The organism is Thauera sp. K11, assembly GCF_002354895.1.
Lineage (GTDB): Bacteria > Pseudomonadota > Gammaproteobacteria > Burkholderiales > Rhodocyclaceae > Thauera > Thauera sinica.
In genome coordinates, this window is record NZ_CP023439.1 from 3908433 (window position 1) to 3922973 (window position 14541).

Below are 14541 nucleotides of genomic sequence, written 5' to 3' on the forward strand. Positions count from 1 at the left end.
CGTCCGCCCCGGCCTCGATGCCCTGCCCCATCCCGGGCGATTGTAGCCAAGCGCCGACGGGAACCGCGGTCGCATGCGCGCCGCGATGTGAGCGACAATGATGGTTCCCTTTCTCAACCACCGCATTCGATGGAGCCCGCGCATGACGACCCTGTTCGACCCGATCGCCGCCGGTGATCTGCAACTCGCCAACCGCATCGCGATGGCGCCGCTCACCCGCAACCGCTCGCCCGGCGCGGTGCCGGCGCCGGTCACCGCGACCTACTACGCCCAGCGCGCCAGCGCCGGCCTGCTGATCACCGAGGCCACCGCCATCACCCAGCAGGGCCAGGGCTATGCCCACGTGCCCGGGCTGTACGCACCCGAGCAGATCGCCGGCTGGAAGCGCGTGACCGACGCGGTGCATGCCGCCGGCGGCCGGATCGTGACGCAGCTCTGGCACGTCGGCCGGGTGTCGCACGACTCGCTGCAGCCGGGCGGCGGCGCGCCGGTGGCGCCGTCGGCCATCGCCGCCAGGACGAAGACCTACATCATCGACGCCGACGGCAACGGCAGCTTCGTGCCCACCTCGCAGCCGCGCGCGCTCGATCTGTCCGAAATCCCGGGCATCATCGCCGACTACCGCCGCGCCGCGCGCGCGGCGATGGAGGCAGGCTTCGACGGCATCGAGCTGCATGCGGCCAACGGCTACCTGATCGACCAGTTCCTGCGCTCGGGCAGCAACCACCGTACCGATGCCTACGGCGGCAGCATCGAGAACCGCGCACGGCTGCTGGTGGAGGTGATGCAGGCCGTCGTCGACGAGATCGGCGCCGGCCGCTGCGCGATCCGCATCTCGCCGGTGACGCCGGCCAACGACGCTGCCGATCCCGATCCGCAGCCGCTGTTCACCTACGTGGTGCAGCAACTGGCACGCTGGCCGCTGGCCTATGTGCATGTGATCGAAGGCCAGACCGGCGGCGCGCGCGACTACCAGCAGGGCGACGAGCCCTTCGACTACGTGGCGCTGCGCGCGGCCTACCGGGAAGCCGGCGGCAGCGCGGCGTGGATGGTGAACAACGGCTACGACCGCGAACTGGCCGAAGCCGCCGTTGCCGGAGGCAGGGCCGACATCGTCGCCTTCGGCAAGCCCTTCATCTCCAACCCGGACCTGGTGCGCCGCCTGCGCGAAAAGGCGCCGCTCAACGCCTGGGACACGGCCACCTTCTACGGCGGCGGCGAGAAGGGCTACACCGACTACCCCGCCCTGCCCTGAGGCCGGCCGACGGGGCGCGTGGCGCCGAAGGTGCAAAAAAAGGTCGCCGTCCCTGGCGGAACGGCGACCCGCAACAGGGGCCCGGCACGAGGAGAGGGAGGGGTGCAGAATGACCGGGCCCCGGAAATCCGCACCGCCGGCCGCCGCAAGGGCGGCCGGCGGTGCACTCACTTCGCTGCCTGCAGGAAGCGGCGACGTTCATCTCCGCCACACTGAACCAGGCGTTGGAGGTACGGCGGAATTTGCCGTACCCGCTGAAGATCCTGTTGACGAAGAAGTGGTAAACGCGCCCGCCGCGGCGCCGCCTGAGGCTTCCCAGGAAGTCGCGACGCTGCATGGGGTCTCCATTCCGTTGTCAGATGTCGTTGTCCCGAGAAGCCCGACGATTGTGGGTGAGGCCAGACACGGTCGCAACGGACGAAAAACATTGTTCACGCAGCGCGAACATTCGCCGGAAACCGGCACGCATGCGCCAGCGCTACGGGCGCGGCGGCTGGCGGAGTCGGGCGGATGCCGTGCCGGCCGCCGCCGATGTTCAGGTGCGCAGGCGCCGCGACGTCTCCACCAGGGCCCGCGTCACGCCCTCCAGCGTGGCCTGCTGCCTGGGGTCCGCCAGGCGATGGTCGGGCCCGATCGCCTCGTTGGCACGGCCCACCGCCAGTTGCTGCGGGATGACCTGCATGCCGAGGTAGCCGAGGATGTCGCGCACGTGGAACAGCACCCGCATGCCGCCCAGCGGCCCCGGCGAACTCGCCACCACGGCCGCGGCCCTGCCGGCATAGACCGCGCCGCCGGAGCGTGCCGGGTCTTCGGCATTGGGGCGCGAGCACCAGTCGAGCGTGTTCTTGAGCAGGGGCGAGATCGAGCCGTTGTATTCGGGATTGACCACCAGCAGCCCGTCGCAGGCGGCCAGTTGCTGCTGCAGGCTGACGATGCAGTCGGGCAGGCCCGATTCGGCCTCCAGGTCGCCGTGATACAGCGGCGCGGGGTAGTCGGAAAGCTCCACCAGGTTCACCTCGGCGCCCGCGTGCTGCAGCGGCGCCACGCAAGCCTGCGCCAGGCGGCGCGCCAGCGACTCCCGCCGGGCGCTGCCTGCCATGACCAGGATGTTGGGGCTCGTCATCGTCATCACTCCTTTGGCGTATGGGAAAGGCGACAGCATGGGCGCGCCGGCCGCGCCACGCTGGCAGGCCGGAATGTAGCAGCGCGCGGGACCTTCGCGCACGGCTGGCGGGCGTCCGGCTTTGGCGGCATCATCCGCCCACCCACCTTCGCATCCGGAATGAAGAGGATCTCGCCATGAACACTGCTGCCGCCAGACCCAAGGTGATCGTGACCGGACGCCTGCCCGAGGAAGTCGAGCGCGAACTGCAGGCGCGCTTCGATGCGCAGCTCAACACCGACGACCGCCCCTTCACCGCGCGCGAGCTGCAGGAGGCGCTGCAGACCGCCGACGGCCTGCTGACCACCGTGGCCGACCGCCTCACCGCCGAGGTGCTCGACGTGCCCAGCCGGCGCGCGACCATCATCGCCAACTACGGCGTGGGCTACAACCACATCGACGTGCACGCGGCGAAGGCGCTGGGCATCGCGGTGACCAACACCCCCGACGTGCTGACCGACTGCACCGCCGACCTCGCCATCATGCTGATGCTGATGACGGCCCGCCGCGCCGGCGAGGGCGAGCGGCTGGTGCGCGCCGGCCGGTGGCGGAGCTGGCGGCCGACGCACATGATCGGCACGCGGGTGAGCGGCAAGACGCTGGGCATCATCGGCATGGGCCGTATCGGCCAGGCCACCGCGCGGCGCGCGCAGCACGGCTTCGGCATGAAGGTGGTGTTCTTCAACCGCAGCCGGCTCGCGCCCGAACGGCTCGACGGCCTGGACGCGCTGCAATGCGACACCGTCGAGGAAGTGCTGGCGCAGGCCGATTTCGTGTCGCTGCACTGCCCCGGCGGCGAGGAAACGCGGCATCTGATGAACGCCACCCGCTTCGCCGCGATGCAGCGCCACGCCTTCCTGATCAACACCGCACGCGGCGACGTGGTGGACGAGGCCGCGCTGGCCGATGCCCTCGGCCACGGCCTGATCGCCGGCGCAGGGCTGGACGTCTACGAACACGAACCGCGCGTGCCCGCCGCCCTGCTGGAGATGGAAAACGTCGTGCTGCTGCCGCACCTGGGCAGCGCGACGCGCGAGACGCGCACCGGCATGGGCCTGATGGCGGTGGACAACCTCAGCGCCCATTTCGCCGGGCAGACGCCGCCGAACCGGGTCGTCTAGGAAGGAAGAGCGGCGCGCGGGCGGAGCTGCCGCGGGCACCAGGCGCAGAAAGAACGCGCTCTGACCCCGACGGCCGCGGCCCGCGCCGCGGAAATCAGGCGCCGAGCAGCACCGCCCCGACGCCTGCGATCGCCGCGCCCGCGGCGCGCTTGAGCCGCTGCGCCGCCGCCGTTTCCGGCATCCAGCGCGCCAGCAGATAGCCGCAGGCATGCAGCGCGGCGGTGGCGAGCGCGAAGCCCGCGGCATAGCTCGCCAGCGCCGCGCCGCCGATCTCGGCATGGTGGGCGTAGCCGTGGAACAGCGCGAACGCCGCCACCAGCGGCAGCCCCGCGGCCAGCGGCAGGCGTGCCGCCAGCGCGATCAGCAGGCCGAACACCAGCACCGACAGCGCGATGCCCGACTCCACCGCCGGCAGCGCGACGCCCATCGCGCCGAGCCCGGCGCCCGCCAGCATCGCCAGCACGAAGCCGGCCGGCAGCGCCAGGCGCGCCGCGCCCTGCCGCTGCGCGGCATACAGGCCCACGGCGAGCATCGCCAGCAGATGGTCCAGCCCGCCGAAGGGATGCGAGAAGCCGCTGAAGAAGCTGGCGGTCTCGTGGCCCGGGTGGGCGAGCGCGGTGCCCGACGCGGCGGCGAGGGCGGCGGAAACCAGGAGTTTGCGGGTGTTCATGAGGGTTCCCCTGCTGAGGTTTGGAATGCGTTGCCGGCGGCAGGGGCCAGCAGTCCCTGCCGCTCGATGAAGGTGATGATATCCACCAACCCCTGTCCGGTCTTCTGGTTGGAAAAGACGAAGGGCCGCTCGCCGCGCATCTTCCTCGCGTCGCGGTCCATCACTTCGAGCGAGGCGCCCACCAGCGGCGCGAGATCGATCTTGTTGATGACCAGGAGGTCGCTGCGGGTGATGCCGGGCCCGCCCTTGCGCGGGATCTTGTCGCCCGCCGACACGTCGATGACGTAGATCGTCAGGTCCGACAGCTCGGGCGAGAAGGTGGCCGCCAGATTGTCACCGCCGGATTCGACGAAGATGATGTCCAGCGCCGGAAAGCGCGCGTTGAGCCGGTCCACCGCCTCGAGGTTGATGGAGGCGTCCTCGCGGATCGCGGTGTGCGGGCAGCCTCCGGTCTCCACGCCGATGATGCGCTCGGGCGCGAGCGCCCGGTTGCGCACCAGGAACTGCGCGTCCTCCGCGGTGTAGATGTCGTTGGTGACGACGGCGATGTCGTAGCGGCCGCGGAGTGCCAGGCACAGCGCCAGCGTCAGCGCCGTCTTGCCGGAACCGACCGGCCCGCCGATGCCGACACGCAACGGGCCGCGATGCGGGGATGAGGTCGTGGTCATGATCTGAAGAGCCTCGTGTATTGGGTCTCGTGCCGGCTGCTGGCAATCGCCAGGCCGGGGGTGTAGTTGCTCCAGCGCGCCTCGGGCAGGTCCCGCGCCAGCGCGGCCAGCGGCGGGATGCCGCCGCCCAGCGCGGCGAGCAGGCGCTGGCCGGCGCTCTGTCCGAGCGGCACCGCCTTCACCGCCGCCACCACCTGGTTTTCCGCCCAGGCCCACAGGTAGGCCGCCAGCGCCTGCCCGGCCGGCACCTGCCACGCTGCCGCCGCGGCCGACCAGGCGGTCGGAAAGCAGGGCGTATCGACGGACAGCAGGCGCCCGCGCCAGCCGGGCAGTGCGGCGAAGGCGTCGAGCCCGGCCAGCAGCCCGGCCAGCGACCAGCCCATCTGCACCGTCTCGGCGCGTAGTTCGGCCGTCTCGCGGCTGGCGAGGAAGTCGCCGTTGAGGCGTACGACCTCGCCGTCGTCGCCCGCCGCCCAGGCGGCGAGCTGGCGCGCCATCAGCGGCGCCTCGAAGCGCGCCAGGCTCCATTCCATCAGGTCGCCGATCCACGCCGCCGCGTCCGCCTCGCTGCGCACCATGCCGCTTTCCACCGCCCACTCCAGCCCCTGCGAGTAGGTGTAGGCGCCCACCGGCAGCGTCGGGCTGGCCAGTTGCAGCAGGCGCACCAGCGGCAGCAGGCCGTCCGGCGCCGCGACACAGGAGGCGGATGCGCCGCCGGATCTCGCCGCCGTGGCGGGGGCGCCCTCCGCCGGATGGAACATGGCAGCGCCGCCGGCACCCATGCTCACTGCCCCGCCATCATGTGGATGCGTGCGCCCGAACCGTCGCCGGGATGCTGATGGCCGGGCGCATAGGCGCCCGCCTCGGGCTCGAAGGGCGCGCGCAGCGCACGCAGCCGCGCGCCCAGCCCCGCCAGCATGCCCTCCAGCACGTGGTCGGCCTGCAGGCGCAGCCAGTCGCCGCCGGCGTCGCTGCCGACCTGCACCGCGACGTGGCGGTTGCCCAGGTGGAAGGCGGCGCGCGCCAGGTCGACGGCCGAGGCGCAGCGCGCCTCGAGCAGGTCCTCCTCCGCCGCGACCACGGCGACGATGCGGCCGTCGCTCGCCACGAGCTTCTGCCCGCCGCGCAGCACGGTGCCGCGCGGCAGGAACAGGCCGGCCTCGGCGCCGGAAGCCAGCGCTGCGCGCAACCGGCTCTTGGTGCGGTAGTTGAAGTCCAGCTCCAGCGCGTCGGTGGCCGGCGCATCGCCGTCGTACAAGGCTTCGATCAGCAGCACCGCGGGTGCGGGACTCACGCTCCGGGATTCGATATCCATTGGATCACCCTCCTGCCGCGACGTGACGGAAATGCGCATGGCGGGACTCAGAACAGGAAATAGCGCTGCGCCATCGGCAGCACGTCCGCCGGCTCGCACACCAGCAGTTCGCCGTCGGCGCGCACGGCGTAGGTTTCGGGATCGACTTCGATCGCGGGCATCGCATCGTTCAGGACCATGTCGCCCTTCCCCAGCCTGCGGCAGCCGCGCACCGCCACCAGCGGCTTGGCCAGTCCGAGCGCGGCGACCTCGGGGTTGTGCAGCGCGGCCTGCGAGACGAAGGTGACCGAGGTCTTCAGCGCCTTGCCGAAGGCGCCGAACATGGGCCGGTAATGCACCGGCTGCGGCGTCGGGATGGAAGCGTTGGGGTCGCCCATCGCCGCCGCCGCGATCATGCCGCCCTTCAGGATCAGGCTGGGCTTGACGCCGAAGAAGGCCGGCCGCCACAGCACCAGGTCGGCGAGCTTGCCTTCTTCCATGGAGCCGACCACGTGCGAGATGCCGTGCGTGATCGCCGGGTTGATCGTGTACTTGGCGATGTAGCGCCTGACGCGGAAATTGTCGTTGCCCGCGCCCGCATCCTGCGGCAGCGCGCCGCGCTGGACCTTCATCTTGTGCGCGGTCTGCCAGGTGCGGATCACCACCTCGCCGACGCGGCCCATCGCCTGCGAGTCGGAACTCATCATCGAGAACGCGCCGGTGTCGTGCAGGATGTCCTCGGCGGCGATGGTCTCGCGCCGGATGCGCGACTCGGCGAAGGCCACGTCCTCGGCGATCGCCGGATCGAGGTGGTGGCACACCATCAGCATGTCCAGGTGCTCGTCGATGGTGTTGACCGTGTAGGGCCGCGTCGGGTTGGTCGAGGACGGCAGCACGTTGGCCCGCCCCACCGCCCTGATGATGTCCGGCGCATGGCCGCCGCCCGCGCCCTCGGTGTGGAAGGTGTGGATGGTGCGGCCCTTGAACGCGGCCAGCGTGGCTTCCACGAAGCCCGACTCGTTCAGCGTGTCGGTGTGGATCGCCACCTGCACGTCCATCTCGTCGGCCACCGTCAGGCAGTTGTCGATCGCTGCCGGCGTGGTGCCCCAGTCCTCGTGCAGCTTCAGCCCCATCGCGCCGGCCGCCACCTGCTCCTTCAGCGGCGCCGGCAGGCTGGCGTTGCCCTTGCCGAAGAAGCCCAGATTCATCGGAAACGCCTCGGCCGCCTCCAGCATGCGGTGGATGTGCCAAGGCCCCGGCGTGCAGGTCGTCGCGAAGGTGCCGGTCGCCGGCCCGGTGCCGCCGCCCAGCATCGTCGTCACGCCGCTCGCCAGCGCCTCCTCGATCTGCTGCGGGCAGATCCAGTGGATGTGGCTGTCGATGCCGCCCGCGGTCAGGATCATGCCCTCGCCGGCGATCACCTCCGTGCCGGCGCCCACCGGCACCGTCACCCCCGGCTGGACGTCCGGATTGCCGCCCTTGCCTATCCTCCAGATGCGCCCGTCCTTGAGGCCGACGTCCGCCTTCACGATGCCGGCCACCGCATCGACGATCAGCGCATTGGTGACGATGGTGTCGGCCACGTCCGCCGCCACGCCCTGCCCCTGTCCCATGCCGTCGCGGATCACCTTGCCGCCGCCGAACTTCACCTCCTCGCCATGGATGGTGAAGTCCTTCTCCACCTCGATCACCAGCTCGGTGTCGGCCAGCCGCACCCTGTCGCCCACCGTCGGGCCGAACATCTCCGCATACGCGCGGCGCGAAATCCTCGCCATCTCAGTCCTCCCCCCGAACCGCCCCGGGAGCGGGCGGGCGCGGCTCGTCCAGGGCCCCCATCACCAGGCCGTTGAAACCGTACACCTCGCGCTCGCCATCCAGCGCCACCAGCGCCACGGTGCGCGACTGGCCGGGCTCGAAGCGCACCGCCGTCCCCGCCGCGATGTCCAGCCGGAAACCGCGCGCCGCCGCCCGGTCGAAATCCAGCGCGGCATTGGTCTCGGCGAAGTGGTAATGCGAACCGACCTGGATCGGCCGGTCGCCGGTATTGGTCACCACCACCGTCACGGTGGCGCGGCCGGCGTTGAGTTCGATGTCGCCGTCGGCGACGAAAAGTTCTCCGGGAATCATCCCTTCATCTCCCAAATACACGGACCGCGTCCGGAAAGCCGCAGCGGCAGCGACCGCCATGCCGGTCATTCGCAGCGCAGGCCAGGACTTCCCAAACGAGCGCAGCAACGTTGTCTCCTTTGCGCCCGGAGACCCGGCACAGTCGAACGTAGCGCCCGGCGTGCGGGGTATTCGCGGAGCAGGCGAGGACTGTCCGAGCCCGCAGGGCGAGTTCCGCAGCCTGCGCAGCGAATACCCCGTGCGACGGGCGCGGGCCATCCGCAACGGACTACACGACCTGAACCATGCGCAACGAACTACACGATCGGGTCATGCACCGTCACCAGCTTGGTCCCGTCCGGAAAGGTCGCCTCCACCTGGATGTCCGGGATCATCTCCGCCACCCCCTCCATCACGTCCTCGCGCCTCAGCAGCGTCGCCCCGTAGCCCATCAGCTCCGCCACCGTGCGCCCGTCCCGCGCGCCCTCCAGGATCGCGCAGGTGATGAAGGCCACCGCCTCCGGATGATTCAGCTTCAACCCGCGCGCGCGCCGGCGCTCCGCCAGCAGCCCCGCGGTGAAGATCAGCAGCTTGTCCTTCTCTCGTGGAGTCAGTTCCATCGTTCCCCCCGCGGCGCCGATGCGCCGCCAGCAAGATCCATCAGGTATTCCAGATGCGCGGGATCCGCGCCTCCCGCCCCGCCACCACCGGCCGCGCCGCCGCCCACAAGCGCGTGAACCACCCCCGCCCCGGCTCGCACGCCGGCCCCAGCCAGCGCGCCACCAGCAGCCCCGGCAGCAAGGTCACCGCCCCGGCGCCCGCCGCCGGCTCCACCCCGCGCCACGCCTCCAGCAAATCCGCGGTACAGCGCGGCGACGCCACCAGCAGGCTGCCGCCCACCGGCCGGCCCTGCAGCCCCGCCTTCGAACCCAGCAGCGCCCCGCCGCCCTCGACCACGCCACGCTCCAGCCACAATGGCCGCCCGTCGCGCACGATCCGGGTGCGCATCGCCAGTTCGCCGTGGCGAAAGCGCTCACCCGAGCCCGTGCGCCCGAAACACAGCATCTCGGCGCCGACGAAGCAGGCATCGCCATGCAGGCTCACCTCGGTCGCGAGATCGCCGAGCGCCCCGTCGAACACGATGCTCTCCTGCGGCAACCACTCGCAGATGCCGCCGGCGGCAACGTCGATGCGCTGCGCCAGCCCGCCCCGCGCGCCCGCGCTGCGATACCACTTGCCCGCGCCCGGCGTGGTCACCAGCACGTGGGCGCCGCTGCCCACCGTCACGTCGACGCGCAATTCATCCCCACCGGCAATGCCCGCGGGCGGATGCACCAGAATGGTGTGGCACACGGCGTCGCCCTCCGGATACAGCGGCCGCTGCACCACGAGCGGGCCGCGATGGGCACGCCCGGCGAGCACGGTGCGCGTGCCCCGCTTCTCGTAGGCCAGCCGCAGCGCGGCATGCCAGCGCCCCGCGACGGGCGGAATGCGGCCGGGAAGGTCGGGGGAAGCGATCGCCACATCGTTCATGCAGCCCGATATGCAAATTCCAGGCCAGCGCCTTCGTCCGGCATGCACGGGCAATCGCATGAATGCCCTGCCGGAATGCATGCGCCTGACCGCGAAGGAAATCCGGCGGAAAAACCGGGCGAACCGCGATCTGTCGGCCCATTTTCCACATGCCGCCCCGGAATACGCGCACCGGAACGGGGCATCTGCGCCGTCATGCACGATTCCGGTGCATCTCCGCTCTTCCCCATCGTCCCCACCCACAGGCCATTTCCATCACCGGCGTCAATACGTCACGCAGGCCGATCCGGACCGGAACCGGCAGCGTGACGGAAGTCATCGCATCCAAAACCGTTCCTGCCAACCGAATTCGAAATCTATCTTTTTGTTTTTAAACGATATTTGTCGATCTTTCTTACACCGGCCCCGACCCGCCCCGCACGCATTCGCAGAAAACCATATAAATCAAACCGATAAAGAATGTGGCATGGACCGTGCAGTAGGGAGCAACGTCACCAACCATCGAGTCCGCCATGAAACTCTCGACCCCCGCCCTGCTCGCCTCGCTGCTGCTCACCGCGGGCGGCGCCAACGCCGCAGCCCTGACCGTCACCTTCGACAACCCGATCTTCGGCTACTTCAGCGGCGCGGCGTCGGATACGGTGCGCGTCAGCTACCCCGGCCATACCGAGGTCAGCGTCATGGCCGGGCGCTTCAGCGGCACCGCCAGCCAGCTCGAAGGCGTCGGCCCGAGCATCTTCATCGACAGCGTCGGCAAGCTCTTCATGTATTGCTACGACCTGTACGAGAACATCGACGGCGGCCAGGTCGTGCGCTACGCCATCAATTTCAATGGCCCCGCGCAGCGCACGCTGGACTTCCTGGGCGCGGTCAACTACGTGCTGAACGGCGATTCGAACGACTGGACCGACCCCTACGCCTGGGCGCGCCCGCTCACCGGGCTGCAGGGCGCGGCGGTCCAGCTCGGCATCTGGGAAAGCCTCTACGAGACCCGCGACAAGTGGAACCTGGCCTCGGGCGATTTTTCCGTGCGCATCAACGACCTCGAGCGCGAAACGAAGGACTGGGTCCAGAAGTTCTTCGACGCCATCCCGCTCGCCGACAGCCTGGACAAGCGCTACGTGATGACCTTCGAGGCGCCCGGCGCGCAGGACATGATCACCGCCGACCCGCCGGCCAGCGTGCCCGAGCCGGCCTCGCTGGCGCTGCTCGCGACCGGCCTCGCCGGGCTGGGGCTGGGGCGCCGCCGCCGCGCGGCCTGAGCCCCGCCAGCCGGACCGGGCGCCACAGCCGCCCGGCCCGGCCGGAACATCCCTTCGGACGCTTCCGGCGGCAGCCCGCCGTCACCGCGCGGGCTTGTGCATCAGCACCACGTCCTTCGCCGGGAATTCGCACTGCCAGCCGCGGCGCCGCGCCAGCACGCGGAACGTCGCCTCGCGATAGAACGCCACGTGAGTCGGATCGCGCCGGTAGTGCCAGCGCGCGAAGCGGGCATCGTCGGTCTGGAAGCAGGTCATGATGCCGAGCCAGCCACCCGGGCGCAGCAGCGCGTCGAGCCGGGCGAATTCCGCGGCCGGGCGGTGGAAATGCTCCACGACCTCGGTGCAGGTGACGAAGTCGTAGCTGCGCCGCAGGACGGCCTCGTCGGGAGCGAAGAAGGGGTCGTACAGCGCAACACTGTGCCCCGCTTCGCCCAGCATCCCGGCCAGCAGCGGCCCCGGCCCGCAGCCATAGTCCAGGCCCTCGCCGGCCCGCCCCAGCCGCGCCAGCAGGGGCCGCGCGAGGCGGTCCAGGAACCGCCGATAGCCTTCGTCGAGCGGATCGTTGCGGTGCAGCACGTACTCCGCGCGCTCCGCCTCCTTCGACGGATGCTGCGCCGGCAGCATGAAGGTCGCCTCGCAGGCGTCGCAGCGCCCGTAGTCGAACCCGCCGATGTGCATGAAAAAGCGCGGCGCGGCGGCGAGGCAGACCGGGCAGGCGGCCGGCAAAGGGGTGGCGGGCGGATTCATTCCCCGATTCTACGCGGGCGGCACTGCCCGCTCCCTCGTCCGGCGGCACGGCCTGCCGGCGCGGATCGGGCACGCCGGCCCCGGGCCGAAGCAGCCGGCAGGAGCCCTCATGCGCCGGCTTCGTCCAGCATGCGCCCGACTTCGCTGCGAGCCTTCGCCGCCGCCCATTGCCAGTCGATCTCGACGCGGCGAGGCGCCCCTTCGGCGCCGTCGGGGCGGTCGCGAAACCGGGCCAGCATCACGGGGGCCGCGGCCTCCGTCTCGGACAGCGGTGGCGCGCACAGGCGGGCGCGCATGGCGCGGGCGTCGAGCCCGCGGCGTTCGGCGGCGTGGATGCGCCCCCACAGCGCAGCCAGATGCTCGTGCCCCTGCACGTACATCTGCTCGAACGCCGACGCCACCAGCGCCAGACGGTCCCGCCCGGCAGCGTTGTCGTAGGCGTAGCCGCCGGCGGCTGCGGCGGCGAACGGATCGTGGTAGCCAACGGGCAGGCCGGCATAGACCGCAGGGCGCACCGGCAGCCTGCGGATGTCCGGATCGGCGAGCAGGCGCTGCCCCTCCCCGGACAGCACGAAGCGGGCGAAGGCCCGCGCGCCGTCCGGGTTGGGCGCGCCGGCGGTGATCGCGATGTGCGCGGGATTGATGCCGCCGTGCCGCGGATAGGCGAAGCCCAGCGGCGCTCCGCCGGCGATCGCCGCCGCGGCGAGGAAATCGATCGACAGGCCGATCGCGGCGCGGCCCGGCCCCACTGCCTCGGCCACACGCCGCCCACCGCTGCCCACCAGCACCGACAGGCCGGCGATCTCGCTCCACAGCGCCCAGCCGCGCTCCCAGCCGTAGGACTGCAGCACGATGTCCGCCATCACCTGCGCGAAGCCCACCCGGGCCGGATTCGGCAGCGCGATGCGGCCGGCCAGGCGCGGATCGGCCAGGTCGGTCCAGTCCCGCGGCACGGCGACGCCGAGGCGGCCGAGTTCCGCCGCATCGAAGACGAAGCCGTAGCCGGCGAGTTCGGTGGCGAGGTAGTAGCCGTCGGCATCCGAGATGCGGGTGCCGCCGACATGGTCGGGCAGGCCGTCGCGGTCGATGCCGGCCGACTGGAAGGCTCCCGCCGCCTTGAGCCGGTCGAAGGTGCGCGGCGACGCCGCCCAGTAGACATCCACGCCGCCTTGCCCGGGGCCGGACAGCAGGGACAGTGCCTCGGCCCCGTGGTACCACCGGATGCTCAGCCGGTACTGCGGATGGGCCTTTGCGAACGCCGCCTCGAAGCGGCTCGTCATTTCCTCGGGATAGCCGGTGAGCACCACCACCGGCATCGGAGCGGCTGCGCGCAGGTGGCGCGGCACAAGCAACATCAGCACGCCCCGGGCCAGCAAGGCAAGGGCCCGGCGGCGGCCGGGGGAGGCGGAGAAACGGGCGTTCATGCAGGCTCCTTTGGCATTCGCGGCGACTGCAGGGCTTGGAGCGGCGACACGGACGCTCGCCAACGGCAGCACCCGGCACGGCTTCGCCGCGGGCGAGCGGCGGCACACCTGCCACCATGCGCGCTCCACCGCCGCCGGCGGGACGGCGGACGGCCGCCGTTCAGCCCAGCAGCGCCACGGTCTTGATCTGCGCCCACATCGGCCTGCCGGGTGCGACGCCCAGTTGATCGCAGGAGCGCCGCGTGATCCGCGCCAGCAGCGGCGTGCCCTGCGCGTCGAGGCGCACCAGCACGTGGGCCGGCGTGTCGGCATCGGCGACGCCGGCCACGGTGACCGGCAGCAGGTTGGTGATCGAGCTGCCATCCAGCCGCTCCAGCGCGAGGCTGACGTCGCGCGCATTCACGCGAAAGCGCAGCCGGCGGCCGAGCGGCTCGGGGCGGCGGGCGACGAGCACGCTGCCGCCGGGAAAATCGAGCCGCGTCAGGTGGTAGCGGTCGTCGTGCTCGGCGACCACCGACTCGACCACCGCGCCGGCATCGTCGGTGAAGACGGTGGGCAGGTCGAGCCGCGCCAGCGTGTCGGCCAGCGGCCCCTGGGCCACCACTCCGCCCTCGTCGAGCAGCACGACGTGGTCGGCCAGCCGCGCCACTTCGTCGGGCGAATGGCTGACGTACAGCACCGGGATGTCGAGTTCGTCGTGCAGGCGTTCGAAGTAGGGCAGGATCTCGTGCTTGCGCTTGAGGTCCAGCGCGGCCAGCGGTTCGTCCATCAGCAGCAGGCGCGGACTGGTGAGGAGCGCGCGGACCACGCCGACGCGCTGGCGCTCGCCGCCGGACAGGTGGCCGGGCATGCGGTCGAGCAGATGGCCGATGCCGAGCAGTTCCACCGCCTGCTCCCACGACACCTTGTTCGCACCCGCGCGGCGCATGCCGTATTCCAGGTTGCGCCGCACCGACAGGTGGGGGAACAGGCTGGCCTCCTGGAACACGTAGCCGAGCGAGCGCTTGTGGGTGGGCACGAAGATACCCGCGGCGCTGTCCTGCCACAGCTCGCCGTTGATCTCGATCCGCCCCTCGGACGCCCGCTCCAGGCCGGCGATGCAGCGCAGGCAGGTGGTCTTGCCCGAGCCGGAATGGCCGAACAGCGCGGTGACGCCGCGCCCCGGCAGATCGAGGTCGACGTCGAGCGCGAACCCCGGGTAGCGGACGCTGAAGCGGGCGCGGATGCCGCCCCTGGCGGCACCGGCGGCGCGGGCGAAGGCAGGGTCGGCCAGCGGGGGATCGGCGGCATTCACTACGA

The 14541-nt window shown here is 71.2% G+C and carries 15 protein-coding genes; 3 read left to right on the plus strand and 12 right to left on the minus strand.

All coding sequences use genetic code 11. The features are described from left to right. Nucleotides 1–142: 142 nt before the first annotated feature. A complete protein-coding gene (locus CCZ27_RS17100) occupies nt 143–1255 on the plus strand; it encodes an alkene reductase (protein ID WP_096450191.1) in 1113 nt (370 codons plus the stop codon). A 535-nt stretch (nt 1256–1790) separates the two neighbouring features. On the opposite strand, the gene CCZ27_RS17105 is transcribed toward CCZ27_RS17100, so the two are convergent. Continuing rightward, entirely contained in the window at nt 1791–2378 is a 588-nt protein-coding gene (locus CCZ27_RS17105) for an NADPH-dependent FMN reductase (protein WP_096452724.1), read from the minus strand. A 176-nt stretch (nt 2379–2554) separates the two neighbouring features. Here CCZ27_RS17105 and CCZ27_RS17110 point away from each other — a divergent pair, with 176 nt between their 5' ends. Next, complete coding sequence (locus CCZ27_RS17110; protein WP_096450193.1) at nt 2555–3538, plus strand: 2-hydroxyacid dehydrogenase; 984 nt, start codon at nt 2555–2557, stop codon at nt 3536–3538. 94 nt (nt 3539–3632) lie between these two features. Here CCZ27_RS17110 and CCZ27_RS17115 read toward each other — a convergent pair whose 3' ends face one another. From CCZ27_RS17115 to CCZ27_RS17150, 8 genes are all read right to left on the minus strand, one after another. Next, on the minus strand, nt 3633–4208 hold the full coding sequence (locus tag CCZ27_RS17115) for a HupE/UreJ family protein (protein WP_096450195.1): 576 nt from the start codon (nt 4206–4208) through the stop codon (nt 3633–3635). After that, the gene (ureG, locus tag CCZ27_RS17120; RefSeq protein WP_096450197.1) at nt 4205–4876 is read right to left on the minus strand and encodes an urease accessory protein UreG; all 672 of its coding nucleotides are present in this window, start codon (nt 4874–4876) and stop codon (nt 4205–4207) included. Before ureG ends, CCZ27_RS17115 begins: the two co-directional genes overlap by 4 nt. Next, nucleotides 4873–5658 carry an urease accessory protein UreF gene (locus CCZ27_RS17125; protein WP_385961347.1) on the minus strand — a complete coding sequence of 262 codons (786 nt, stop codon included), beginning with the start codon at nt 5656–5658 and terminating at the stop codon, nt 4873–4875. Before CCZ27_RS17125 ends, ureG begins: the two co-directional genes overlap by 4 nt. A gap of 2 nt (nt 5659–5660) precedes the next feature. Further along, a complete protein-coding gene (gene ureE, locus CCZ27_RS17130) occupies nt 5661–6191 on the minus strand; it encodes an urease accessory protein UreE (protein WP_096450199.1) in 531 nt (176 codons plus the stop codon). Nucleotides 6192–6238: 47 nt separating this feature from the next. Continuing rightward, the gene (ureC, locus tag CCZ27_RS17135; protein ID WP_096450201.1) at nt 6239–7945 is read right to left on the minus strand and encodes an urease subunit alpha; all 1707 of its coding nucleotides are present in this window, start codon (nt 7943–7945) and stop codon (nt 6239–6241) included. A gap of 1 nt (nt 7946) precedes the next feature. Further along, on the minus strand, nt 7947–8297 hold the full coding sequence (locus CCZ27_RS17140; protein ID WP_096450203.1) for an urease subunit beta: 351 nt from the start codon (nt 8295–8297) through the stop codon (nt 7947–7949). Nucleotides 8298–8593: 296 nt separating this feature from the next. Continuing rightward, nucleotides 8594–8896, minus strand: coding sequence for an urease subunit gamma (gene ureA / locus CCZ27_RS17145; protein WP_096450205.1), 303 nt, complete (start codon nt 8894–8896; stop codon nt 8594–8596). A gap of 40 nt (nt 8897–8936) precedes the next feature. Continuing rightward, entirely contained in the window at nt 8937–9809 is an 873-nt protein-coding gene (locus CCZ27_RS17150) for an urease accessory protein UreD (RefSeq protein ID WP_096450207.1), read from the minus strand. 512 nt (nt 9810–10321) lie between these two features. Here CCZ27_RS17150 and CCZ27_RS24380 point away from each other — a divergent pair. Further along, the gene (locus tag CCZ27_RS24380) at nt 10322–11071 is read left to right on the plus strand and encodes a PEP-CTERM sorting domain-containing protein (RefSeq protein ID WP_096450209.1); all 750 of its coding nucleotides are present in this window, start codon (nt 10322–10324) and stop codon (nt 11069–11071) included. Nucleotides 11072–11152: 81 nt separating this feature from the next. On the opposite strand, the gene CCZ27_RS17160 is transcribed toward CCZ27_RS24380, so the two are convergent. The 3 genes from CCZ27_RS17160 to modC all read right to left on the minus strand — a co-directional run bounded on the left by CCZ27_RS17160 (nt 11153) and on the right by modC (nt 14536). Then, a complete protein-coding gene (locus CCZ27_RS17160) occupies nt 11153–11818 on the minus strand; it encodes a class I SAM-dependent methyltransferase (protein WP_232516452.1) in 666 nt (221 codons plus the stop codon). A 107-nt stretch (nt 11819–11925) separates the two neighbouring features. After that, nucleotides 11926–13242 carry an ABC transporter substrate-binding protein gene (locus CCZ27_RS17165; protein WP_157748617.1) on the minus strand — a complete coding sequence of 439 codons (1317 nt, stop codon included), beginning with the start codon at nt 13240–13242 and terminating at the stop codon, nt 11926–11928. 160 nt (nt 13243–13402) lie between these two features. Further along, a complete protein-coding gene (gene modC, locus CCZ27_RS17170) occupies nt 13403–14536 on the minus strand; it encodes a molybdenum ABC transporter ATP-binding protein (RefSeq protein WP_096450211.1) in 1134 nt (377 codons plus the stop codon). Between the last annotated feature and the right edge of the window lie 5 nt (nt 14537–14541).